Source organism: Cognatundibacterium crateris, from assembly GCF_010078235.1.
Lineage (GTDB): Bacteria > Pseudomonadota > Gammaproteobacteria > Burkholderiales > Burkholderiaceae_D > Undibacterium > Undibacterium crateris.
Genome location: NZ_JAABOS010000012.1, coordinates 13,835 through 37,701 on the forward strand (window position 1 = coordinate 13,835; position 23,867 = coordinate 37,701).

The following is a 23,867-nucleotide window of genomic DNA, read 5'->3' on the forward strand; positions in this document are numbered from 1 at the left end:
AAACCGGAGCCACATAGCAATGGACTCCGGTTGAATCATAGACTGATCAGTCGTACTGGATTCAGGCGGCTGGTAACTTAGCTGCCTGTTCGCGCAGTTTATTCAGCGTCGCAGAGAAATTCGCCATTCTTTCTTTTTCCTGAGCGACCACCGCTGCCGGTGCGCGCGCGACAAAGCTTTCATTGCTCAGCTTGGCTTCAGCTTTTGCAATTTCTGTTTCCAGACGCGTGATTTCTTTGCTCAGACGTTCACGTTCGGCGGCAACATCGATCTCCACTTTCAACATGAGTTTCGATTCACCGACGATAGAAACTGGTGCAGGAGAGTCAGGTAAAGCATCCACCACCTGGACTTCAGACAGCTTGGCCAGTGCTTGCAGATAAGGCGCGAATGACTGCAGTCTGGCCTTGTCTTCCGCATTGGCAGCCTGCATTAACAAAGGAACGCGCAATGCGGGCGACAACTGCATTTCTCCACGCAGATTACGGCAGGCGTCGGTCATTGCTTTGAGTGCCGTCATCCAGCCTTCGGCTTCTTCATTCACATTGGCTGCAACTGCCAGCGGATACGGCTGCAGCATGATGGAATCACCAGCTGGATTGAGTTGCTTGCCTGCCAGCGGTGCCACGGTTTGCCATAACTGTTCGGTCACAAAAGGAATCACCGGATGCGCCAGACGCAGGGTCACTTCCAGTACGCGCAATAATGTGCGACGGGTTGCGCGCTGTTGTGCTTCCGTACCTTGCTGTACCTGGACCTTAGCGACTTCCAGATACCAGTCGCAATATTCGTCCCAGACAAATTTATAAATCGCAGATGCAATGTTATCGAAGCGGAAGTCACTGAAGCCCTTTTCGATTTCCATCTCAGCGCGTTGCAGCGTCGAGATGATCCATTTGTCCGCTTGCGAGTAATCCAGATCTGCATCTGTGACATCCGGACCGAAGCCACAGTCCTTACCTTCGGTATTCATCAATACGAAGCGAGTCGCATTCCACAGCTTATTGCAGAAGTTGCGATAACCTTCGCAGCGACCCAGATCAAAATTGATATTGCGACCCAGCGATGCATAGCTGGCCATAGTGAAACGCAAGGCATCGGTACCATAGGCCGGGATGCCATCGGCGAATTCTTTGCGGGTGGCTTTTTCAATCGCCGTTGCCTGCTTAGGATTCATCAGGCCGACTGTGCGTTTCGCTACCAGATCATCGATCTTAATGCCATCGATCAGATCAATCGGGTCTAGCGTGTTGCCTTTGGATTTAGACATTTTCTGGCCGCTGGAATCTCTGACCAGACCATGTACATACACGGTGTTAAACGGCACTTTTCCAGTGAAATGCACGGTCATCATGACCATACGTGCGACCCAGAAGAAAATAATGTCGAAGCCGGTAACCAGCACAGAAGACGGCAGGAAATGGCGTATATCCGGTGTCTCTTCCGGCCAGCCCATAGTGGAGAAGGGCACCAGCGCTGACGAGAACCAGGTATCGAGCACATCATCATCGCGTTTCAGGGCACCGTGGTAACCCGCTGCCTGTGCTTTAGCCTGCGCGTCCGCTTCATTGCGCGCCACGAAGACTTGTCCATCATCGCCATACCAGGCTGGAATCTGATGGCCCCACCACAACTGACGTGAAATACACCAGTCCTGAATATTGTTGAGCCACTGGTTATAGGTGTTGCTCCAGTTTTCAGGAACGAACTTAATTTCACCGGAAGCGACTTTTTCAAGCGCGACTTCAGCGATGGATTTGCCTGGGAAGTGAGTGCCTTCTGGTGCCGGTTTGCTCATCGCCATGAACCACTGATCGGTCAGCATAGGTTCGATGACGACATTGGTACGGTCACCACGTGGCACCATTAATTTGTGCGGTTTAACCGATTCCAGCAAGCCCTGCGCATCGAGGTCAGCAACGATTTGCTTACGTGCTTCAAAGCGATCCAGACCACGGTATTTTTCCGGTGCATTGTCGTTAATTTTTGCATCCAGCGTCAGGATGCTGATCTTCTCCAGGTCGTGACGCTGACCAACAGCGTAATCATTGAAGTCATGCGCAGGCGTGATCTTCACACAGCCAGTACCGAATTCTTTATCGACATAGCTGTCGGCAATCACAGGGATTTCACGCTCAGTCAAAGGCAGTTTGAGTAACTTGCCGACCAGTGCGCTATAGCGATCATCGGTAGGGTCAACCGCGACGGCCACGTCACCCAGCAAGGTTTCCGGACGCGTAGTAGCAACGGTCAGATGACCCGAACCATCCGCAAACGGATAGCGGATATGCCACATAGAACCGTCTTCTTCTTCCGATACCACTTCCAGATCAGAAACCGCAGTACCCAGTACCGGATCCCAGTTGACCAGGCGTTTACCGCGATAAATCAGTCCTTGTTCCACCAGACGTACAAATACTTCAGTCACTGACTTGGAGCGCTCAGCATCCATCGTAAAGTATTCACGATCCCAATCAGCCGATGCCCCCATGCGGCGCATCTGACCGGTGATGGTGGAGCCGGATTTCTCTTTCCATTCCCAGACTTTTTCCAGGAATTTTTCACGACCCAGATCATGGCGTGAGATTTTTTGCGCATCGAGCTGACGTTCAACCACGATTTGTGTCGCAATACCTGCATGGTCGGTACCTGGTACCCAGGCTGTGTTATAGCCACGCATACGGTAGTAGCGGGTCAGGCCATCCATGATGGTCTGATTAAAAGCATGGCCCATATGCAGCGTGCCGGTCACATTCGGCGGGGGCAATTGTATAGAGAATGAAGGTTTGCCATCGTCCATGCTGGCCGCGAAATAACCGCGTTGCTCCCATTCGGCGCGCCAATGTTGTTCGATTTCTGCGGGTTCGAAAGACTTCGCTAATTCCATGATGATCTGTTGGTTGAGTGCTAAACGTTTGATTATAAATGAGAGTGGTGCTGCTGACGTGGACTTGGCGCTGCTTTTTAAGGAGGGTCATGCTGTGTTCAGTTGGATTACTTTGAACCTGGCCATGCAAGGATGGTTTTTACATAGGATTTACGGCCGTTTAACATGATTTAATGATGTTTTTTTGCAAGTGTCTGTAAATGCACTATAAAGTATAAGTACAAAGTTTCGTTGCTTGATTGCAATTTTGTCCATAATTTGCGGTCAGTCGGTCAGCGAAAAGAAGCAGATCGATGTGCCACGCTCTGATGACTCAACGAAGTGCGTAGCTACTTCAGGGTGTGATGTTCAAAACGGCTTGTGTTACGAGTGAGCATGATGCGGCGGGAACGGATTTGCGTATCCTACACTTAACTAAAATTGTCATTTTTCATGCATAGATCCACACCCAGCCTCTGCCGCATACTTTTCTCCCTGTGCCTGTTGATAGCGCTATTGGGAGGCAAAGCTGCCTATGCGGATGAGAACCGGGAGTTGCAAGCAGTATTCGATATCTTTACGCTGGCTGATTCAGACAATGCTGAGGCGTTGAAACAGCTGGAGCAACTCTATAGCACTCAGAATGCGGAAACCAGCACCAAGGTCAGGTTGACCACGCTCAGAGCGCTGTATCATCTGAACGCGGAACTTAGCAATATCAATGTGGCGAAGGGCTATCTGGCCGCAATGCGCAAACTCGCCTTGGAAGCCGGTGACAAGGACGCCTTGTTGATGGCTGACGTTATCCTGGCCTTCCACCAGCATCTGGCAACGAAACCTGAGCAAGCCCTGGTGCAGCTGAACCAGTTATTGGCAAACCTGCATACGGATGTCAGCGCCGACGCCAGGTTCAGACTTTACGGCGCACTTGGCTACATCAACTATGCCCTTGGTCATCACGAGACTTCACTGCGTTTTTATCTCGATGTGTTGAGGCTGACCGATCAGCTTCCGTTTCGCCGCGAGCAGAACCGGATATTTATACTCGAGTGTTTAGCTCAGTTGTACATTGCCATGAAAGATCCGGAAAAAACGCTGGCGATTGTGCATGAAGCTCTGGCGTTAACTCCCTATTCCAGAGCACCAAAAAATTACGCATCTCTGTTGAATAATGAGGGCATAGCATTGAAAATGTTGGGGCGCGAGGATCAGGCACTTGATGCCCACCAACGTGCCTTGAAAATCGCTCGCGATAGTCGTCTGACAGAAGTGGAAATTAACTGTTTGTTGTATATCACGACTTATTACCTGAAGCATCATCAATATAAGCAGGCGGAAACCACGGCCCGTCAGGCACTGCAGCGATCCGAACAATTTGAGGAAATTGCCTATATCAGAACTTCCAAAGCCAGTATTGGTTTCGCCCTGCTTGGACAAGGGAAAATCACGCAGGGCGTTGATTTGGTCAATGAAGTCATTAGGATAGCAACTGAGGCTGGTGAGAAGAGCGATGTGGAAGAGTTATTGTCTCAATTCGCAGCAGTCTACGAGCATGTTGGCATGTACAAAGAAGCTTTGGCTTCAGTACGTAAACAGCAGGAAATCAATGCTGAATTATTTCGTTCCGACCGTAGTAAAGCGGTTGCCGCCATACAGGAACAGTTTGAGGCTGAGCAGAAGAAAAAACAGATCGCATTGCTGGAGCGCGACAATGCCTTAAAAGACGCGGCTTTACAAAATCAGCAACTGCGGCAGCGGGTGACGATGTTAATTTTGATCGTGATTGTGGTCGCAGGGGTGTTTATTTTTGCCTTGTATCGCCGCGTCCGCCAGACAAACCAGAAACTGCGAACAGCAAATTCTCAACTGGAGTTTCACGCCGTGCGCGATCCGCTGACTGGCTTATATAACCGCCGCTCATTTGTCGAGATGATGAAGAGCCGCCAGGATCACGTGAAACTGGATCGTCGGGCCGTCGATATTGATAGCCCGGATTGCCTGGTTCTGCTTGATATTGATCACTTTAAGCAAATCAACGATACGCTTGGACATGCGGCCGGTGATGTGGTGCTGATTGAAGTTGCCAAGCGTCTGCGCGCTGTGGTGCGCGACAGCGATATGGTATTGCGTTGGGGAGGGGAAGAGTTCCTGGTGTTTTCACCCAAATCGCAACATGCCCAGGTGGTCGCGCTGGTTGAACGGGTGTTGTATGCGATAGGGGAAAAAAAAATTCATGCAGGTGGCTGTGATATTCAGGTGACTGTCTCCGCAGGTTTTATCGCTCTCCCGTTTTCCGGTGTGAGTGAAAGTCAATTGAATTGGGAAAAGGTCTTGCAAATTGCCGATATGGCGCTGTATCTGGGTAAAGTGCATGGCAGGAATCGCGCCTATGGCGTGTCGGAACTGCTGGTCGCGCCTGATCTGGCGCTGCCGATACTGGAGCAGGATTTGGCCGCTGCGATTGATGCGGATATGGTCAGTCTCACTGAGGTTGAGGGGCCGCCGCGCTTCGGTCAGACAATGTTCGATAAACATACAAAAAAGGAACAAAACGAATTATTAGCGCTATAATGCGCCCGCTGTCACGAACGAAGTCGTGCCAACACAAATGCTAGGGGTCCTGTTATCTGCGTATAAATTTGCAGACAACGGGTGAGAAATACCCTCGAACCTGATCTGGATAATGCCAGCGAAGGGAAGCTGCTAGAGCGTGCACAAACGGTAGGTTTGCTGTGGTTCTATACCAACTCCTTTGCTGGCTCCAAGCCATAAGTAAAGTGCAAAGGAGCCACCCACATGAATGCCAATCCAAAATTTCTGTCCGCGACTGCGACAGTGGATGAAGCTGCAATTCAAGCCTTACCCAATTCCCGTAAAGTCTATGTTCAGGGCAGCCGCCCGGACATTCGTGTGCCTATGCGCGAAATATCGCAATCTGACACGCCGGCCATGTTTGGCTCAGAAAAAAATCCGCCAGTGTACGTCTACGATACCTCAGGTCCTTACACGGATCCGGAGGCGAAGATTGATATCCGTTCCGGCCTGGCCTCAGTACGTGGCGCCTGGATCGCAGAGCGTGCAGATACTGAGGAGCTGTCAGGTCCCAGCTCTGAATATGGCATCGCACGACTGCATGACCCGGCACTGGAAGAATTGCGCTTTAATCTGAAGCGTCAGCCCCGGCGTGCGCTGGCCGGACGCAATGTGACCCAGATGCATTATGCACGTCAGGGCATCATCACGCCGGAAATGGAATTTGTCGCGATCCGTGAAAATCTGCGTCGTCAGGAGTATCTTGAGAATCTGCAATCCTCCGGCCCTATGGGTAAAAAGCTGGCCGACATGATGGGCCGTCAGCATCCTGGCCAGTCCTTCGGTGCCTCCATTCCGACGATGATTACCCCCGAATTTGTGAGGGATGAAATCGCGCGCGGCCGTGCCATTATTCCTGCCAATATCAATCATCCTGAATCCGAGCCTATGATCATAGGCCGTAATTTCCTGGTCAAAATCAATGCCAATATTGGTAACTCGGCAGTGACTTCCTCGATAGGCGAAGAAGTCGAAAAAATGACCTGGGCGATACGCTGGGGTGGTGACAACGTGATGGACTTATCCACCGGTAAGCACATCCATGAAACACGTGAATGGATCATCCGTAACTCGCCAGTACCTATCGGCACCGTGCCAATTTATCAGGCACTGGAAAAAGTTAACGGCAAAGCCGAAGACCTGACCTGGGAGATTTTCCGCGATACCCTGATCGAGCAGGCGGAGCAGGGCGTGGATTACTTCACTATCCATGCAGGGGTACGCTTGCAATATGTGCCGCTGACCGCCAAGCGTCTGACCGGCATTGTGTCGCGCGGTGGCTCCATCATGGCGAAATGGTGTCTGGCGCATCATAAAGAGAGCTTCCTGTACGAACATTTCGAAGATATTTGCGAAATCATGAAGGCCTATGACGTGTCCTTCAGTCTGGGTGATGGCCTGCGTCCGGGCTCTATTTATGATGCGAATGATGAAGCGCAGTTAGGTGAATTGCGTACGCTGGGCGAACTCACCCAGATCGCGTGGAAGCATGACGTGCAGGTTATGATAGAAGGTCCCGGACATGTGCCTATGCAGCTGATCAAAGAAAATATGGATCTCCAGCTCGAGCAATGCCACGAGGCGCCGTTCTACACGTTGGGGCCGCTGACTACCGATATCGCCCCTGGCTATGATCACATCACGTCCGGCATAGGTGCTGCGCAAATTGGCTGGTATGGCACTGCCATGCTGTGCTATGTGACGCCAAAAGAGCATCTGGGCTTACCCAATAAAGTCGACGTCAAGGATGGCATCATCACCTACAAAATCGCAGCCCATGCCGCCGATTTGGCTAAAGGCCATCCGGGTGCGCAAATCCGCGACAATGCCTTGTCCAAAGCGCGTTTCGAATTCCGCTGGGAAGACCAGTTTAATCTCGGCCTCGACCCGGATAAAGCACGCGAATTCCATGATGAGACTTTGCCTAAAGATTCCGCCAAAGTGGCGCATTTCTGTTCCATGTGCGGCCCGCATTTCTGTTCCATGAAAATCACCCAGGAAGTGCGTGATTTCGCGCAGAGTCAGGGCATTTCTGAAATTCAGGCCTTGAAGCAGGGTATGGAAGTCAAGGCAGTGGAATTCGTTAAATCCGGTGCTGAAATCTATAAGAAGCAGTAAGGAGCACAACGATGGAAATTCAGTTAAACGGTACTGCCCATCACTTACCGGATGCGCAGTTATTGTCCGAGCTGATCGCCAGTATGCAACTGACGCAGCAAGCGATAGCGGTCGCCGTCAACCGCCAGATTGTTCCACGTCCGGCCTGGGTCACACGCACGTTGAAGGCGGCGGATCAGGTCGACATCGTGCGCGCAATCGGTGGCGGTTGAGGGCTTGTTTGATTACTGAAAATCTTAAACCTTAAAAGCCTTGAAACCATTCAACACAGAGGCACAGAGACACAGAGGAAAAGAGAAAAGCATAAAACCTGAAAACCTCTCAACACAGAGACACGGAGACACAGAGGAAAAGAGAGAAATACTCGAAAGCGAAATTCTCCTCTGTGCTTACTCTGAGCCTCTGTGTGTCTGTGGTGTGGTTTTTGAGTGTGTTGTGATTGGGTGGCCGGAGTCAGTTTGGAAAACCTGAAAACCTCTCAACACAGAGACACGGAGACACAGAGGAAAAGAGAGAAAAAGCTCGAAAGTGAAATTTCCTCTGTGCTTACTCTGAGCCTCTGTGTCTCGGTGGTGTGGTTTTTGAGTGTGCTGTGATTAGGTAGGCGGAGTCAGTTTGGGAAAACTGAAAACCTCTCAATACAGAGACACGGAGACAAAGAGTAAAAGAGAGAAATACTCAAAAGCGAATTTTTCCTCTGTGCTTACTCTGAACCTCTGTGTCTCGGTGGTGTGGTTTTTGAGTGTGTTGTGATTGGGTGGCCGGAGTCAGTTTGGAAAACCTGAAAACCTTTCAACACAGAGACACAGAGACACGGAGACAAAGAGGGAAATAGAGAAAAAGCTCGAAAGCGAAATTCTCCTCTGTGCTTACTCTGAGCCTCTGTGTCTCGGTGGTGTGGTTTTTGAGTGTGCTGTGATTAGGTAGGCGGAGTCAGTTTGGGAAAACTGAAAACCTTCAATACAGAGACACGGAGACACAGAGGAAGTGAGAAAGGCAGAAGTAAGAAATCCACGGTACCTCTGTGTTTTCTCTGAGTCTCTGAGTCTCTGTGGTATAGCTTTTGGTTTAAACAGCTTTTGATTTAAGTCGTTTTTAGTGCTGTTTAACTTGGATAAGCCAGAAATGCTCTGCGCCTGATGGGGCGGATATAAAAAGGAATTGAAATGCAAAATCAGAAAGACAGCGGTTTGACGATCGCTGGTACAACTTATCGTTCGCGCTTATTGGTTGGTAGTGGGAAGTATAAAGACCTGGAGCAAACCAGACTGGCGACTGAGGCCAGTGGTGCTGACATTATTACGGTTGCGATACGGCGTGTGAATATTGGGCAGGACCCGAATGCGCCTAGTCTGCTGGATGTAGTGCCACCGAGTCGTTACACCATATTGCCGAATTCTGCCGGCTGCTATAACGCAGAAGATGCGGTCTACACACTGCAGCTGGGACGTGAACTGCTTGGCGGGCACAAGCTGTGCAAGCTGGAGGTGTTGGGCGATGAGAGAACTCTGTTTCCGAATATGCCGGAAACTTTGAAAGCAGCAAAAATCCTGGTGCAGGATGGCTTCGATGTGATGGTGTACTGCAGCGATGATCCTATCCAGGCGAAGATGTTGGAGGATATAGGCTGTGTCGCTGTGATGCCGCTGGCGTCATTGATAGGGTCCGGCATGGGCATACTCAACCCCTGGAATTTATCGCTGATCATCGAGCAATCCAGCGTACCTGTGCTGGTCGATGCCGGTGTCGGTACCGCATCGGATGCGGCGATTGCGATGGAGCTGGGTTGTGATGGCGTGTTGATGAATTCCGCTATCGCTGCTGCGCAAGATCCTGTCCGTATGGCCAGCGCAATGGGACTGGCAGTACAAGCCGGGCGTGAGGCATATCTGGCAGGACGTATGCCACGTAAATTTGCTGCTTCGCCATCTTCTCCGATGAGCGGACGCGTGGTGACCTGATGGCTGTCCAGCGACCACTGGTACTGGTGCTGGCTGGCCATGATCCCTGCGGTGGTGCAGGGATACAGGCCGATATCGAAGCGATTGCAGCCCAGGGTGCGCATGCCATGCCTATTATCACTGCACTGACTGTGCAGGATCATGAACGGGTCTATAGCGTGCACCCGGTAGCAAGCGATATCGTGCTGGCGCAGTTGCAGACTTTATTGCAGGCCTATCGCTTTGATGCGGTGAAACTGGGCATTATCGGCAGTCGTGTATTGGCAGACGCATTAGCAGAAGAATTGGCACAGTTGCGACATGAACAGCCTGACTTGCCAGTGGTACTGGACCCGGTATTAGGGAGTGGCCAAGGTGATGCATTGAGCAAGGATGATGCGGTGTTGACGCTGCAAACGCTAATGCAGCGAGCGACCCTGATCACGCCCAATTTGCCTGAGTTGGCACGTTTGTCTGGTACCACCACAGCTGATTGGCAAGCGCAACTGGCGGCATGGATGCCCACTCACTCAGCTGAGGTCTTGCTCAAGGGCGGACACGGCACTGACCGCCTGATACACAACTACTGGATACAGCGCGGTGGCAGCCTGGCGCGCGAATGGCAGTGGGAAAGGCTGGTGGGCGAATTTCATGGCAGCGGTTGCACGCTGGCGGCTGCGATTGCGGCACAACTCGCGCATGGTAAAACGCTGGAAGTTGCACTTGATCAGGCACAAAGCTATACCCAGCGCAGTCTGCAGCAAGCGTTTGCTGTCGGTGCCGGGCAACGCATACCACATCGTATTTTTATTGATAGTTGAATGAGAGTTTCATGATTCAGGAATCACAAGCAGGCCTGCGTGGCCTCTACCTCGTTACCCCGGACTGGGATGACACCCGGCAGTTAATCAGCGTCACTGAGCAAGCCTTGCTAGGCGGCGCGGCGCTGGTGCAATACCGGCATAAAACGGCAAATCCCGTACTCAGAATGCAGCAGGCCAGCGAATTGCTGCAATTGTGCCGTTCGTATGCAGTCCCCTTCATCGTGAATGACCATCTGGAACTGTGTCAGGCGATTGATGCCGATGGCCTGCATGTCGGCGGTACCGATATGCAGGTGCAGGCTGCACGTCAGGCATTGGGGCCAGAAAAAATTCTCGGGGCTTCCTGCTATGGCGATTTGGAGCGCGCGCAGCGGGCGGCAGAAGCGGGTGCCAGCTATGTGGCTTTTGGTGGCTTTTATCCATCCCGCATAAAAAAATATGAAGTCTCGACCGCGGCCGACATCGTCAGCGACGCCGCCGGGCTGGATTTGCCGCGCGTTGTAATCGGTGGCATGACGCTGGAAAACTGCAAGCCGCTGGTTGCGCGCGGCGCGGAAATGGTGGCGGTGATCAGCAGTGTGTATTTTGAGCGCGATCCGCAAGCTGCGGCGCGCGCTTTTGCTGATTTGTTTGTATGAGCAGATGGAACTGTTTGTGACAGGCGCCTTTATTTTTCCACGCTTTTTTCGACAGGATCTGCTTTTTCTTCTCCGGATTTTTCTGCTTCAGGTTTCGGATCCAGAGTTGAAACATCCAGTCGCGCCAGCGTGGTGATGATGCCCGCACTCAAGGCGTCACCTTCAAGCCGCTCACATCCTTTCGGGCGTGGGCGCGCATTGGCAGGGCAGAACCAGACGCTTTGCTTACCTTCTTCCGGGTAATAGAAAATCAGCATATCCGAGGCATCACGGATATTCATGGCCTTATCGAGTAACTCAGACGGGAACTTGCCACCGCTGGTTTTCAATAAATACTCACGCAATCTGGGCACGCCATCAACCGCGATTTCCTTGGTTTCTTTATTGTGAGGCGCATGGAAACCCAGTATCGTTTTTTTGTAATTTTTTTCTTCAATAATCTGACGCTGTTCACCCGCCATAAACATGATGGCGCAGGATGAGACACAAAATCCTTTGACTGAGGTATTCAGATGATTTTTTCGTATCAGATCTGCAATGCCATAGGCAGAGCGTAAGTCGCCGCCTGGGCTTTCCGCCAGTACCACGTGTTTGACCGGTGCCCGTGATATCTCTTGACGAAATGGTGCCAGATCTTCGGGGAGCACCTTGCCATACAGGATAATATTGGTATCCAGCCTGAGGATGGTCATTGCGTATGCATGGTTAGCAGACAACATGGCTGCACTGCTCAACAAAATGGTAGAAAGCAAACGGCGCATAGTAAAAATCCGGTGAGATAAGGGCGGGCGCTCATTATGCAGTTTTCCGCGCGCGATAACAAACACTCAACAGGCAGATCAGTAGTCCGGTATCTGCTATGTCAGATTCGCGTGCTAATTCAGCTGTGTATATGTCCAGTATCTGCGTTCTGAACGTATAATCGGGGTATGCAAAATTTACTCCATAATCTGAATCCTGAGCAGCTTGCGGCTGTGACTCTGCCGGCACAGTCGGCACTTATTCTTGCGGGTGCCGGCTCCGGTAAGACCCGTGTCCTGACCACACGTATTGCCTGGCTGATCCAGACCGGACAGATTTCGCCTGGCGGCATACTGGCCGTGACTTTCACGAACAAGGCAGCGAAAGAAATGCAAACGCGTTTGTCGGCCATGTTGCCGATCAATACGCGCGGTATGTGGATAGGCACTTTCCACGGCTTGTGTAACCGCTTATTGCGCGCGCACCACCGCGACGCCGGGCTGCCACAGACCTTTCAGATACTCGATTCGGGTGATCAGTTGTCGTTTATTAAGCGCTTACTGAAAGCGAATAATATCGATGATGAGAAATTCCCTCCTAAGACGCTGATGTACTTTATCAACAGCGCCAAAGATCAGGGTTTGCGTGCGGCCCAGGTAGACGCCAGCGATGATTTCAATCGTAAGATGGTTGCGCTGTATGATTTGTATGACGCGCAATGTCAGCGTGAAGGCGTGGTCGATTTTGCTGAGCTGCTGTTACGCACTTACGAACTGCTGAGTCGCAATCAGCCGCTACGTGAGCATTATCAGGAGCGCTTCCGCCACATACTGGTCGACGAATTTCAGGATACCAATGATCTGCAGTATAAATGGCTGAAACTGATGGCCGGCGCTGGTAACCGACGTCCGAATGCAGTGTTTGCTGTGGGCGATGATGATCAGAGTATTTATGCTTTCCGTGGCGCGAACGTGGGCAATATGACGGCGTTTGAGCGTGAATTTGAAGTACAAAATCTGATTAAGCTGGAACAAAATTACCGTTCGCATGGTCATATTCTGGATAGTGCCAATATCCTGATCGCCAATAACAGCAAACGTCTGGGCAAAAATCTGCGTACTGATGCCGGACATGGCGAACCGGTGCGCGTGATGGAAGCCAGCAGCGATATCCAGGAAGCCAACTGGATCATCGATGAAGCGAAGAATCTGATCCGTGAAGGTTCAGCGCGCAGCGAAATCGCCATCCTGTATCGCTCCAATGCGCAATCCCGTGTGATTGAGCATGCCTTATTTACGGCGAATATTCCCTATCGCGTCTATGGCGGCCAGCGCTTCTTTGAACGCGCTGAAATCAAGCATGCGATTGCCTATCTGCAGTTGATGGATAACCCGCATAATGATTCGGCTTTTTTGCGGGTAGTGAATTTCCCTACCCGTGGCATCGGCGCCCGCTCCATAGAGCAATTGCAGGATGCGGCCAGACTGCACAATATCTCGCTGTACGCAGCGGTACCGCATGTGGCTGGCAAGGCCGGATCGGCACTGGCTAATTTTGTGCGTCTGATTGAGGGCGCGCGCTTCGAAACGCAGAATCTGCCTTTGCCGGAAATGGTCAGGGTGGTGTTAGATATGAGCCAGTTGCTGGTGCATTATCAGACCGAAAAAGAGGGCGCGGATCGCATAGAAAACTTAGAGCAGCTGGTGAATGCGGCAGTTTTGTTTGTGTCGGAAGAGGGCTTCAATAAAGAGGCGCCTGCGTTTACTGGTCCGGCTGTCAGGCAGCCGGTCTTGCTCAACAATGGCGCTAACGATGTCATTATCGATGCTGATGCCGCTTTACCTACAGTGATGTCACCGCTGTCTGCATTTTTGTCGCATGCCTCGCTGGAAGCCGGTGATAATCAGGCGCAGGCTGGGCAGGATGCCATGCAGCTGATGACGGTGCATTCGGCCAAAGGTCTGGAGTTTGATGCAGTCTTTATCACCGGGCTGGAAGAGGGCTTGTTCCCGCATGAGAACAGCGCGCAGGAAGAGGCTGGGCTGGAAGAGGAGCGACGCCTGATGTACGTGGCGATCACGCGCGCGCGCAAACGTCTGTACCTGAGTTTTTCACAGACCCGCATGTTGCATGGCCAAACCCGCTACAACATGCGTTCGCGCTTCTTTGATGAATTGCCGGATGAGTCGCTCAAGTGGTTGTCACCCAAGGTGCAACCCAGCTGGTTCGGGCAAAAAAAATCTGCCTGGGATGAAGCGCCCATGGCTGACGTGAATCAGATTGCACAGAATTTCAGCCAGACGTCTGCGCAGCAGAGCTGGCGGGTTGGGCAGAATGTTGAACATGCCAAGTTTGGCGAAGGCGTGATCGTAAATATTGAAGGCAGCGGCATGAATGCGCGTGCCCATATCAATTTTGGCAAATTCGGGATGAAGTTGCTGGACCTGAGTATCGCCAAGCTGGAAAAAATCTGAAGGCCACAGGGCGCAAGCGCTGTGTGCCATCTTAAACTGCATAAGGAGTAAGGATGAACACAGAGTTAATGCTGCAGTATTGTGCGGCCGGTATTTTTGCACTGGCCGTATTACATACTTTTTCCACCAAATATTTCCTGCATCTGGCGCACCAGAGTAAGCACCATGCCGGGCTCTGGCATTTGCTGGGTGAGGTCGAAGTCGTGTTTGGTTTTTGGGCCTGTGTGCTGGTATTGCTGATCTCTGCCATGGTGGATCAGAAGGAAGCAATCCATTATCTGGAAGCGCAGAATTTCACCGAGCCCTTATTTGTGTTCGTGATCCTGGTGATTGCAGGTACCCGTCCGGTACTGTGGTTTGTACAGAACGTGGTTTCGCGCATAGCGCGTGTATTGCCACTCAATACCCAGCTCGCTTCTTATTTTCTGTGCCTGTCGCTGGTACCTTTGTTCGGCTCATTTATCACCGAACCGGCCGCAATGACGCTGGCGGCACTGATGTTACGTGATCGTTTTTTCTCTAAAGCGATACCGGAAAAAATGAAGTACATGACACTCGGTGTCTTGTTTGTGAATGTGTCGATAGGCGGCGTACTGACTTCATTTGCAGCACCACCGGTGCTGATGGTGGCGGAAAAATGGGGCTGGGATATCGCCTTCATGATGCAGAATTTTGGCTGGCGCGCAGCGATTGCAGTGCTCGTAAATGCTTTGTGGCTGACTGTGTTTTTCCGTCGTGAGCTGTGTGCTTTAGATCAGGATGCTGGTACGGACAGCAATACGCAGAGCGCGACGGCGACGATACCTTTGAGTGTGGTAGCGATCCATTTTCTGTTCCTGGCAGCGACCGTCTGGTTTGCCCATTATCCGGTGGTGTTTCTGGGCTTGTTCTTGTTTTTCCTGGGCTTTACCGAAGCTTATCAGCAATTCCAGGACCGGCTGATGCTGCGTGAAGGTTTGTTGGTCGCATTCTTCCTGGCCGGTCTGGTGGTGTTGGGCGGTAAACAGGAATGGTGGTTGCAGCCGATCCTGGCCGGGATGAATACGACAGTATTGTTTTTCGGCGCAACCGGTCTGACTGCGATCACCGATAATGCGGCGCTGACTTATCTGGGTTCATTAGTCAGTGGCTTATCGGACAGTGCAAAGTATGCGCTGGTGGCCGGCGCGGTGACCGGCGGTGGCTTAACTGTGATTGCCAATGCGCCCAATCCGGCCGGCTATGCCATCCTGAAAGACTACTTTCATGAGAAGGCAATCAGCCCGGGCGGTTTGTTTTTGTCAGCGCTGATACCGACGGCTATCGCAGCTGTTTGTTTCCGCTTCTTTTGACCGGCGATGGCTGCCTTGTCGCAGCCTGTCTCGGTACTGATGCTGACTGTGCAGAATTGCCTGCACGGCTCAGCGTGAAGACACTGATGGCTTGCTGCAAACGCAGCGTCTGATCAGCTAAATTCCCCGCCGAGGCGGCCGCTTCTTCCACCATGGCCGCATTTTGCTGCGTCATTTCATCCATGTGCGCTACCGCGCTGTTCATTTGCTCCACACCTTCCTTTTGCTCGCGGCTGGCGATCGTGATTTCGTGGATAACTGCGCTTACATGCTGTACTGACTGAACTAAGTTTTGCATGGTGGCCGAGGTGTCCTGAACTAATTGATTACCTTGTTCGACTTTATTGACCGAATCATCAATCAAGACCTTGATTTCCTTGGCTGCACTGGCTGAACGCTGTGCCAGACTCCTGACTTCGCTGGCGACAACCGCAAAACCACGCCCTTGTTCTCCGGCACGCGCTGCTTCAACTGCCGCATTCAGCGCCAGAATATTGGTCTGGAAAGCGATGCCGTCGATCAGGCTGATGATGCTTTCTATCTTATGCGCTGAGGAGCTGATTTCCTGCATAGTACTGCCGACCCGGCTCACCATAGCGCCACCCTGATGAGCGACTGCTGACGCAGTGTCCGCCAGCGTATTGGCTTGCGCTGCATGGTCGGAATTCTGACGTACTGTCTCCGCGAATTGCTCCATGCTGGAGGCGGTTTGCTCCAGGCTGGACGCCTGCGATTCAGTACGCCCCGATAAATCCATGTTGGCATCTGCGATTTCCCGCGTACCGCTGGAGATGGCTTTGGCATTCAGGTGTACATCATTGATGACGGACACCAGATTGATATTCATCTGCCGCAGTGCCTGCAATAGCTGACCCATTTCGGTGTCATCACCGCGCGGTATGTCGCGCGTCAGATCGCCACCTGCGATGGCTCTGGCCGCACTGACAGCAATACCAACCGGATTGAGTAATTTGACATGGATCACAGTCCATTGATATATCACCAATGCCGCACAGGCGATCAGGCTTGCGACGTTTGCCAGGCTTGCGCCGTGTTCGGCGATATGCAGCCCACCCCAGATCAGCAGCGAAAGCAAAGTCAGGCTCATGCCCATTGCGAGTCTTGGCTTGGCAGCGAGCCGTAAGCGGCGCGCGATGCGTCCAGTCACCGTATTGGATAACAAGCGGCCTTCGCGTAGTAACAGACCCGTTTCACGACCAGCACGCATGCTTTGGTATAACTGGCTGGCTGCTTCGATTTCCTTACGTTCGGGCTTAGTCCTGACCGACATATAGCCAACCACCACACCATTTTCGATTAAAGGCGTGACATTTGCGTTGACCCAGTAATGATCCCCGTTTTTACAGCGGTTTTTGACCAGCCCAGTCCACGGAATACCACGCTTAACGGTATCCCATAAATCAGCGAAGGCTTCCGCTGGCATATCAGGGTGACGCACGATATTATGCGGCGCACCAATCAGCTCGTTTTCGTCGAAGCCACTGAGCTCCACGAAATACGGATTGCAATAGGTAATTTTTCCTTTCAGGTCAGTTTTGGAAACGATGGAATGCCCATCTTTCATCAAAATTTCACGACCTGTAACAGGCAGATTGCTGCGCATAATATCTCCGCTTAAGGCGCAGAAGCGAGCAATCGCCCGCGCCAGGTATGTTTCAGCATAGAACATGAAAGCTCAGCCAGCACAGGAAATATGGTTTCCTGAGCCTGAGCATTAGTTAGTGAAGCAAGAATGCTGAAAAGAAGCGGGATTAGAGCACAAAATCAGAAAAAGTTCCTGATGGAAACTATTTTTGCCGATAGGACTGACGAAAAATTGTCCCGGCAAGGCTAAAACCCCTTTGGTGCTATAGGAAACATCGCTGGTAAGCGATGTCCGTTATACCAGCAGGCAACATGTTGCCTGATACCCTGGCTACACCTTGCCGACGCAGGCAGTACGCCTAGTACAAGGTGTGCAACTTAGCGCCATAACGCCGCTGGGGCGGTTTTGCGTAAGTCCTGACTGAATTGACTGGATGCGCACTAGTTCAGATGTGGTATGCCGTACTGGTNCTGAATTGACTGGATGCGCACTAGTTCAGATGTGGTATGCCGTACTGGTCATGATTTTGGCCATCGCCTTCATTCCTATACGTACTGGCAGCGGTATGCCCGTTGCGCCCAACTGTTGCGCCGCGGCGCCGTGGGCGATTTCATCAATGCGCATCTGATCGACGATGGCACGTGAGCGCAAATCGGCAACGGGTAATTCCCTGAGATGCCCCTCCAGGTGCGCTTCTACCTGGCGTTCCGTCTCCACCACAAAGCCCAGGCTGGCCGCATCACCACACTTAGCTGCAATCACGCCGCAGGTGTAGGCTCCGGCATACCATAGAGGATTGAGCAGGCTGGGCCTGGAGTTAAGTTCTTTCAGACGGCGTGCGGTCCAGGCAAGATGATCTTCTTCCTCTATACAAGAGTGTGCCAGCTGGCGCGCTACTTCCGGTGCATGCGAAAAGGCAGCTTGTGCATCGTACAGCGCCTGGGCACAGATTTCACCCACGTGATTGACCCGCATTAAACCGGCACTGTGCTTTTTCTCTGCTTCGCTGAGTACTGCCTCCGCCATGCCCGCATCCGGATCAGGGCGCGAACTTCTGGTTTGGGCAGAAACAGTGCGTAAAGCCCGGTCTAAGCCTATGATCAGGCGGTCGGTGGATAGAAATGGCATATGGCAGTCCTTGCAGAAAATTTTTGCCTTATTGTAATCCAAGCCCGGCTGGCACCACACTTGCCAACTGCTTTTCCCACGCATACTTGATATGCCTTAAATGCTTGTTTAAATTGAAATTATTGATGGGTTTTCTGAATAAAACGCTGAAAAAAAACAGATTTCCCAACAAATTGTTGTCTGCTAACCACATAAAATTTGTATAAATACGGTCGTTCGCAAATTCTCTTTGCTCAAATGCATGGCCTTTGGTTCAATGGAGTTCAACTTCAAGCAGCAATATTCCGAAGTGTTTGCACTATCCCCCGGACAAAATAGCCAAGATCAGAGCTATGTCTACAAGCCCGACCGACAATTTTATTTGGAGACTTTGACAATGAAAAAATCTGTACTCGCATTAGCTGTTCTCGGTATGTTTGCCTCTGCGGCGCAAGCCCAGTCCTCAGTCACTTTGTACGGCATTGTCGATGCATCGATGGTGTATACAACCAGTCAGGTTGGCGGAAAGAAATTTTCCATGGAGCCGGGACAATTGCAGGTTTCTCGCTGGGGTATCAAAGGTTCAGAAGATCTCGGTGGTGGCTTGAAGGCAAACTTCAATCTGGAAGGCACACTGTTCAATGACACAGGTGCAGCTGGTGCGGGATTTGGTTCCAGTAGTCCTGCTCAAAGTTTTACCCAGGCAGGTAACAATACGTCTTTGTTTGACCGTTTGTCCTGGGTAGGCATATCGGGCGATTTTGGTTCGGTCACGATGGGCCGCAATAATATTCTGGGTGTGGACTCGGTTGGCTTGGCTGATCCGCTGAGTCTGGCACATGCTGCAACCAATCCGAACGTGATGCTGAGCGGTTTAAATGCTGCGCCATTCTTCGGTGGTTTCGGTGCTAACCAGGGTGGTACAGGTTTGCGCCAGAATAATTCTGTGAAGTATGTTTCTCCGATTATGTCTGGCTTTGGTGGTGCGTTGATGTATGGCTTCGGCGAAAAAGCTGGCGATAACAGTGCAAGCTCCTATGCGGGTATTTCTGGTTTCTTTACAGACGGTACGAATGGTGCTGCGATCTCGTATGCAAAAATGAAGGATACGACGAATACTGCTTCATTGACAGGCTTCGCTGCCGGCGCGAAATATAAAGTGCATCCGACCACCATGTTGCGCGCTACTTATGCGCAGACTAAGATCGACGGAAACATTGCAATTGCTCCAACAGGCAATGCAAACAACCGCAAGATCGCTGTAATTGGCTTGGGTGCTGATTATTCTGTTTCTGAACAGATCACGCTGACAGGCGCTTATTACAATACTAAACGCTCGGGTGACTTCGAAGGTAAAGCAGACCAATACATAGGAATGGTGAAGTATGCATTTAGCAAACGCACGGTAGGCTATGCATCCGTCACGTATGCAAAAGCCGGTTCTGCAGCTTTCCAGGATACTTCATTGGCACTTGGTATCATTGGTGTCGGTTCTGGCAGCGCCCGTGCCGGACGTACAGCGGTGGGTGTTTTGCACTCATTCTGATTCAACATCAGCCTGACAAAAGCCGCGTTTCGCGGCTTTTTCTTTTTTCTCAAGGAATGCTTGTTGAGTTGGAAAATGCTGTGTTTTATGCAATTGTCGTTGTCAATTTGAGACAATTTCTTGCTTAATTTGGCTAAAAGTAGTGATTCTGCTTGTGGCTTATAAGCAAAATTTGGTCAAATACGTAAAACAGTTTTCAGAATTAGCAGTTTTTAGGCAGCTGTGTCGCATACTCGTTTTACTTAGTTGGCTGCGATGCACTTGCAAAATTAGGTTTATCTCAAAATCCTTTGGAGAAAAAAGAAATGAAAAAATCCTTGATCGCTCTGGCCGTTCTGGCTGCTGCAGCAGGTTCCGCACAAGCTCAATCTTCCGTTACAGTGTACGGTGTTCTGGATATGGCTTTCCAGGCAGAAAACAATGGCCAGTTTTCTAAAGGCAAAGGCAACATCTTCTCTTTGGACAGCGGCGTACAATCCGGTTCCCGTCTGGGCTTCAAAGGCTCTGAAGATCTGGGCAATGGTTTGAAAGCTAACTTCAAACTGGAAATGGGCGTTCAAGCTGACACAGGCGCATCTGCTCAAGGTGGTCTGGCATTCGGCCGTGCAGCATGGGTAGGTCTGTCCGGTGATTTCGGTGCAGTTCAAGTTGGTCGTCAAAACAAGCCAGTATTTGATGTGGTTGATTCTATCGATCCATTCAGCACAGGCATCATCGGTGGTTCCGCAACTGACAGCACCAGCGCAACTGGTCTGGGCAATCTGATGTTCGCAACTAACCCACGTTCTAACAACACCATCAACTACACGACTAACAACCTGAGTGGTTTCACTGGTTCCCTGGCTTACACTGCTGGTGAGCAAGCTGGTGATATCGGTAAAGGCCGTGGTATCGGTGTATCCGGTTCTTATGCTGCTGGCCCATTGCTGGTAGCTGGTGCTTACCATACAGAAAACAATGTAGCGGTTGTCACAAATGCGACTAAAACAGCGTTCGTTGGCGCAACATACGACTTCGGCGTTGCAAAAGGTGCGTTGTCTGTTGGTAAAGTTAAAACTGACGACAACAGCGTTGCATACAAACTGTGGAGCGTTGGTGTAACAGTTCCAGTTAGTGCAGCTGGTGCAGTGATCTCTTCCCTGACTATGGTTAAAAATGACGTAGTTAGCAGCGATAACGGTTCTAACCAGTTCGCTCTGGGTTACACTCACTCCCTGTCCAAGCGTACTAACCTGTACACATCCGTTTCTCGTCTGAAAAACGATGCTAAGGTTAATGCTGGTGGCATCGCTTCCGGTATCGGCGCTACAGAACGTATGTTCAACGTTGGTATCCGTCACGCATTCTAATCATCGGCAAGCTTAGGCTTGCTGTTGAGAAGATCAAAAACAAAAAGCACCTTCGGGTGCTTTTTGTTTTATCGTTTGTGAAACTTAAATCTGCGTGTGAGTGTGGATTTCAGTGTCGCAAATAGCCTGGCATGCACCGACGCTCAGGAAAAAGTGTGGATCCGGTGCAGACAGCGGTGCAGATCAGATGTGCCCACAGCAAAACCAGGTCAGTGCTCAAGCGACCGGCCTGTTGGTTCACACAGATGCGATACGAATTAAGATGCTGGCATCGCCACGCCAAAATGCTGGTAAGCCAGTGCAGTCGCTATGCGTCCGCGTGGTGTGCGCTGCAGATAGCCTTGTTGGATCAGATAAGGTTCCAGTACATCTTCTATGGTGTCGCGTTCTTCACCGATCGCAGCTGCCACGTTATCAAGCCCGACCGGGCCGCCGCCAAATTTGAATAAGATTGCTTCCAGCAGCTTTCTGTCCATCAGATCAAAACCAGCCTGATCCACGTCCAGCATACGCAATGCCGCGTCAGCAATGGCTTTGGTGATTTCACCATTACCTTTGACTTCAGCATAATCCCTGACCCGGCGCAGCAAGCGGTTGGCGATACGGGGTGTACCACGTGCGCGGTTAGCGATTTCACGCGCGCCGTCTTCCTGTATCGGTGCATTCAGCAGAGCGGCTGAGCGCGTCACGATGCGCGTCAATTCATCCGCTGTATAAAATTCCAGTCGCGCCACGATGCCGAAACGGTCACGCAGCGGGTTGGTCAGCATGCCGGCGCGGGTGGTCGCACCGACCAGCGTGAACGGTTGCAGATCCAGCTTCACGGAACGTGCGGCCGGTCCTTCGCCGATCATAATGTCGATCTGGTAATCCTCCAGCGCCGGATACAAAATCTCTTCCACTACCGGTGACAGCCGGTGTATCTCATCGATGAACAACACATCATTGGCTTCCAGATTGGTCAGCAGCGCCGCCAGATCTCCGGCGCGCTCCAGCACCGGTCCTGAAGTCTGGCGCAGATTGACGCCCATTTCACGCGCAATGATGTGGGCCAGTGTGGTTTTACCCAGACCCGGCGGGCCAAACAATAAGGTGTGATCGAGTGCTTCCTGACGCTGGCGTGCAGCCGTAATGAAAATCTCGAGCTGACCGCGGATTTTTTCCTGCCCTACATATTCATCGAGCTGCTTAGGGCGTAAGGCGCGTTCTATCGCTTCTTCCTGTTGCGAAACAGGGGTGGCAGCGATCAGGCGCGGCTCAGAAAAATCGATAGACAGATTATCAGTTTGTATACTCATGGCAGACTTCCGTTCAGGCGTAGTTCAGATGGTTGGCTCAGGCTTTGGATAAAGCTTTTAAGGCCAGCTTAATGCCTTCCGAGACGCCACTGTCTTTCGGTACCGCTTTGAGTGCAATGCGTGCTTCTTTGTCTGAGTAGCCGAGTGCCAGCAGTGCATTCAGAATGTCCGCACTGTGATCGCCACCAGGGCTGGCTTCAGCGGCGGAGAACAGGTCAGCACCCAGTTTGCCTTTCAATTCCAGCAGCAAGCGCTCAGCGGTTTTCTTGCCTATGCCCGGAACGCGTGTGAGGCGGCCCGCTTCCTGCATGCTGACAGCCTGTGCCAGATCTGCGACCGACATGCCGGACAGGATAGATAAGGCAGTGCGTGCGCCGACACCGGAAATTTTGATTAACTGGCGGAAGGTGGCGCGTTCTTCGGCGCTGCCGAAACCAAACAGCACATGCGCATCTTCCCGTATCGCCAGGTGCGTCAGCAGTACCACTTTCTCACCCAAAGGTGGCAAATGGTAGAAGGTGCTCATCGGTACATCGACTTCATAGCCGACGCCCTGACAATCTATCAGTAGCTGAGGGGGATTTTTTTCGATCAGGGTACCTGCGATGCGACCTATCATGCCGAACTTTCATACTGTATGAATAAGCAGTGATAGTAAACGATTCTGTCTAGCTTGAGGAGGGTGCAGGCAGCATTTTCCATCGCACGGCAGCTTTCATCGCAGCAGTGCAGTCAGATACAACGGAAAAAGCTGCCTGGTATTGATAGTCCGCACGGAATAAGGCTGTCAGACCATTTTTGCCTTGGTAAGGCGCATGAATACTCAGTCTGTGCTTTCAGAGCACAAAGCTTTATCAGCCTGTCAGCCTATCAGACGTCCAGCTTTCACGCGCAGACCGCGTTTCGCCAGCTCAGGCGCGATCGCGCCCAGTGTGGCTAAGGCATCGCCGCTATGGGCGTGGCAAATCGCGACGCCCAGTGCATCGGCGGCATCCGTGCTCGGTGTGCCGGACAGCATCAGCAGCCTTTGCACCATATCCTGCACCTGCTCTTTGCTGGCACGCCCCTGGCCCACTACGCCTTGCTTCACCTGTAAGGCAGTGTATTCAGCCACTGCCAGATCGGCCGCCACCAGCGCGCAGATCGCAGCGCCACGTGCCTGACCCAGCAAGAGTGTGGATTGTGGATTGACGTTGACGAAGACCTTTTCTATTGCCGCACAATCGGGCTGATAGGTGCGCACGATTTCGGAAACGCCGGAGAGGATAGTCTTGAGCCGTTCCGGCAAAGAGCCTTCAACGGTTTTGATGGTGCCGGAAGCGATATACGTCAGCTTCTGCCCCTGTTTGTGGATGACCCCGAAACCTGTGGTACGCAGGCCGGGGTCTATGCCTAATATTTTCATGCTGGCCTTGCCCTGCGAAGAGCAAGGCATAC

The 23,867-nt window shown here is 51.6% G+C and carries 17 protein-coding genes and 1 riboswitch; of the genes, 10 read left to right on the forward strand and 7 right to left on the reverse strand.

Going from position 1 to position 23,867, the window contains the following annotated elements:
* Window positions 1-61: 61 nt before the first annotated feature.
* Window positions 62-2,887, reverse strand: a complete 2,826-nt coding sequence (locus EYB48_RS17520; RefSeq protein WP_162021684.1) for a valine--tRNA ligase — start codon at window positions 2,885-2,887, stop codon at window positions 62-64.
* Between the two features lie 432 nt (window positions 2,888-3,319).
* On the opposite strand from EYB48_RS17520, the gene EYB48_RS17525 reads away from it, so the two are divergent.
* The 6 genes from EYB48_RS17525 to thiE all read left to right on the forward strand — a co-directional run bounded on the left by EYB48_RS17525 (window position 3,320) and on the right by thiE (window position 10,978).
* A complete protein-coding gene (locus EYB48_RS17525; RefSeq protein ID WP_162021685.1) occupies window positions 3,320-5,437 on the forward strand; it encodes a tetratricopeptide repeat-containing diguanylate cyclase in 2,118 nt (705 codons plus the stop codon).
* 32 nt (window positions 5,438-5,469) lie between these two features.
* Window positions 5,470-5,581, forward strand: a riboswitch (TPP riboswitch).
* 81 nt (window positions 5,582-5,662) lie between these two features.
* Complete coding sequence (gene thiC, locus EYB48_RS17530) at window positions 5,663-7,576, forward strand: phosphomethylpyrimidine synthase ThiC (protein WP_162021686.1); 1,914 nt, start codon at window positions 5,663-5,665, stop codon at window positions 7,574-7,576.
* Window positions 7,577-7,587: 11 nt separating this feature from the next.
* Window positions 7,588-7,788: a sulfur carrier protein ThiS gene (gene thiS, locus EYB48_RS17535; protein WP_162021687.1), complete on the forward strand. Its 201-nt coding sequence runs from the start codon at window positions 7,588-7,590 to the stop codon at window positions 7,786-7,788.
* A gap of 954 nt (window positions 7,789-8,742) precedes the next feature.
* Window positions 8,743-9,537, forward strand: a complete 795-nt coding sequence (locus tag EYB48_RS17540) for a thiazole synthase (protein WP_162021688.1) — start codon at window positions 8,743-8,745, stop codon at window positions 9,535-9,537.
* On the forward strand, window positions 9,537-10,337 hold the full coding sequence (thiD, locus tag EYB48_RS17545) for a bifunctional hydroxymethylpyrimidine kinase/phosphomethylpyrimidine kinase (RefSeq protein ID WP_162021689.1): 801 nt from the start codon (window positions 9,537-9,539) through the stop codon (window positions 10,335-10,337). Before EYB48_RS17540 ends, thiD begins: the two co-directional genes overlap by 1 nt.
* An 11-nt stretch (window positions 10,338-10,348) precedes the next feature.
* Window positions 10,349-10,978: a thiamine phosphate synthase gene (gene thiE, locus EYB48_RS17550; protein WP_162021690.1), complete on the forward strand. Its 630-nt coding sequence runs from the start codon at window positions 10,349-10,351 to the stop codon at window positions 10,976-10,978.
* Window positions 10,979-11,007: 29 nt separating this feature from the next.
* On the opposite strand, the gene EYB48_RS17555 is transcribed toward thiE, so the two are convergent.
* A complete protein-coding gene (locus tag EYB48_RS17555; RefSeq protein ID WP_235935244.1) occupies window positions 11,008-11,697 on the reverse strand; it encodes a hypothetical protein in 690 nt (229 codons plus the stop codon).
* Window positions 11,698-11,907: 210 nt separating this feature from the next.
* Between EYB48_RS17555 and EYB48_RS17560 the strand changes: the two genes are divergently transcribed.
* Window positions 11,908-14,193 (forward strand): UvrD-helicase domain-containing protein, encoded by a 2,286-nt coding sequence (locus EYB48_RS17560; RefSeq protein ID WP_162021692.1) that lies wholly within the window; start codon window positions 11,908-11,910, stop codon window positions 14,191-14,193.
* 53 nt (window positions 14,194-14,246) lie between these two features.
* The gene (locus tag EYB48_RS17565) at window positions 14,247-15,524 is read left to right on the forward strand and encodes a putative Na+/H+ antiporter (RefSeq protein ID WP_162021693.1); all 1,278 of its coding nucleotides are present in this window, start codon (window positions 14,247-14,249) and stop codon (window positions 15,522-15,524) included.
* Here EYB48_RS17565 and EYB48_RS17570 read toward each other — a convergent pair.
* On the reverse strand, window positions 15,493-17,148 hold the full coding sequence (locus tag EYB48_RS17570) for a methyl-accepting chemotaxis protein (RefSeq protein WP_162021694.1): 1,656 nt from the start codon (window positions 17,146-17,148) through the stop codon (window positions 15,493-15,495). The genes EYB48_RS17565 and EYB48_RS17570 overlap by 32 nt on opposite strands.
* A 477-nt stretch (window positions 17,149-17,625) precedes the next feature.
* On the reverse strand, window positions 17,626-18,258 hold the full coding sequence (gene coq7 / locus EYB48_RS17575) for a 2-polyprenyl-3-methyl-6-methoxy-1,4-benzoquinone monooxygenase (RefSeq protein WP_162021695.1): 633 nt from the start codon (window positions 18,256-18,258) through the stop codon (window positions 17,626-17,628).
* Window positions 18,259-18,634: 376 nt separating this feature from the next.
* Here coq7 and EYB48_RS17580 point away from each other — a divergent pair, with 376 nt between their 5' ends.
* The gene (locus EYB48_RS17580; RefSeq protein WP_162021696.1) at window positions 18,635-19,783 is read left to right on the forward strand and encodes a porin; all 1,149 of its coding nucleotides are present in this window, start codon (window positions 18,635-18,637) and stop codon (window positions 19,781-19,783) included.
* 305 nt (window positions 19,784-20,088) lie between these two features.
* Complete coding sequence (locus EYB48_RS17585) at window positions 20,089-21,132, forward strand: porin (protein ID WP_162021697.1); 1,044 nt, start codon at window positions 20,089-20,091, stop codon at window positions 21,130-21,132.
* Between the two features lie 257 nt (window positions 21,133-21,389).
* Here EYB48_RS17585 and ruvB read toward each other — a convergent pair whose 3' ends face one another.
* The 3 genes from ruvB to ruvC all read right to left on the reverse strand — a co-directional run bounded on the left by ruvB (window position 21,390) and on the right by ruvC (window position 23,835).
* The gene (gene ruvB / locus EYB48_RS17590; RefSeq protein WP_162021698.1) at window positions 21,390-22,430 is read right to left on the reverse strand and encodes a Holliday junction branch migration DNA helicase RuvB; all 1,041 of its coding nucleotides are present in this window, start codon (window positions 22,428-22,430) and stop codon (window positions 21,390-21,392) included.
* 37 nt (window positions 22,431-22,467) lie between these two features.
* Window positions 22,468-23,049: a Holliday junction branch migration protein RuvA gene (gene ruvA, locus EYB48_RS17595; RefSeq protein ID WP_162021699.1), complete on the reverse strand. Its 582-nt coding sequence runs from the start codon at window positions 23,047-23,049 to the stop codon at window positions 22,468-22,470.
* A 243-nt stretch (window positions 23,050-23,292) separates the two neighbouring features.
* Window positions 23,293-23,835, reverse strand: a complete 543-nt coding sequence (gene ruvC, locus EYB48_RS17600) for a crossover junction endodeoxyribonuclease RuvC (protein ID WP_162021700.1) — start codon at window positions 23,833-23,835, stop codon at window positions 23,293-23,295.
* Window positions 23,836-23,867: the final 32 nt, after the last annotated feature.

Bases quoted from the DNA above. Each gene is read 5' to 3' on its own strand.
- EYB48_RS17520 (WP_162021684.1), bottom strand. From the start codon at position 2,887: ATGGAATTAGCGAAGTCTTTCGAACCCGCAGAAATCGAACAACATTGG.
- EYB48_RS17525 (WP_162021685.1), top strand. From the start codon at position 3,320: ATGCATAGATCCACACCCAGCCTCTGCCGCATACTTTTCTCCCTGTGC.
- thiC (WP_162021686.1), top strand. From the start codon at position 5,663: ATGAATGCCAATCCAAAATTTCTGTCCGCGACTGCGACAGTGGATGAA.
- thiS (WP_162021687.1), top strand. From the start codon at position 7,588: ATGGAAATTCAGTTAAACGGTACTGCCCATCACTTACCGGATGCGCAG.
- EYB48_RS17540 (WP_162021688.1), top strand. From the start codon at position 8,743: ATGCAAAATCAGAAAGACAGCGGTTTGACGATCGCTGGTACAACTTAT.
- thiD (WP_162021689.1), top strand. From the start codon at position 9,537: ATGGCTGTCCAGCGACCACTGGTACTGGTGCTGGCTGGCCATGATCCC.
- thiE (WP_162021690.1), top strand. From the start codon at position 10,349: ATGATTCAGGAATCACAAGCAGGCCTGCGTGGCCTCTACCTCGTTACC.
- EYB48_RS17555 (WP_235935244.1), bottom strand. From the start codon at position 11,697: ATGTTGTCTGCTAACCATGCATACGCAATGACCATCCTCAGGCTGGAT.
- EYB48_RS17560 (WP_162021692.1), top strand. From the start codon at position 11,908: ATGCAAAATTTACTCCATAATCTGAATCCTGAGCAGCTTGCGGCTGTG.
- EYB48_RS17565 (WP_162021693.1), top strand. From the start codon at position 14,247: ATGAACACAGAGTTAATGCTGCAGTATTGTGCGGCCGGTATTTTTGCA.
- EYB48_RS17570 (WP_162021694.1), bottom strand. From the start codon at position 17,148: ATGCGCAGCAATCTGCCTGTTACAGGTCGTGAAATTTTGATGAAAGAT.
- coq7 (WP_162021695.1), bottom strand. From the start codon at position 18,258: ATGCCATTTCTATCCACCGACCGCCTGATCATAGGCTTAGACCGGGCT.
- EYB48_RS17580 (WP_162021696.1), top strand. From the start codon at position 18,635: ATGAAAAAATCTGTACTCGCATTAGCTGTTCTCGGTATGTTTGCCTCT.
- EYB48_RS17585 (WP_162021697.1), top strand. From the start codon at position 20,089: ATGAAAAAATCCTTGATCGCTCTGGCCGTTCTGGCTGCTGCAGCAGGT.
- ruvB (WP_162021698.1), bottom strand. From the start codon at position 22,430: ATGAGTATACAAACTGATAATCTGTCTATCGATTTTTCTGAGCCGCGC.
- ruvA (WP_162021699.1), bottom strand. From the start codon at position 23,049: ATGATAGGTCGCATCGCAGGTACCCTGATCGAAAAAAATCCCCCTCAG.
- ruvC (WP_162021700.1), bottom strand. From the start codon at position 23,835: ATGAAAATATTAGGCATAGACCCCGGCCTGCGTACCACAGGTTTCGGG.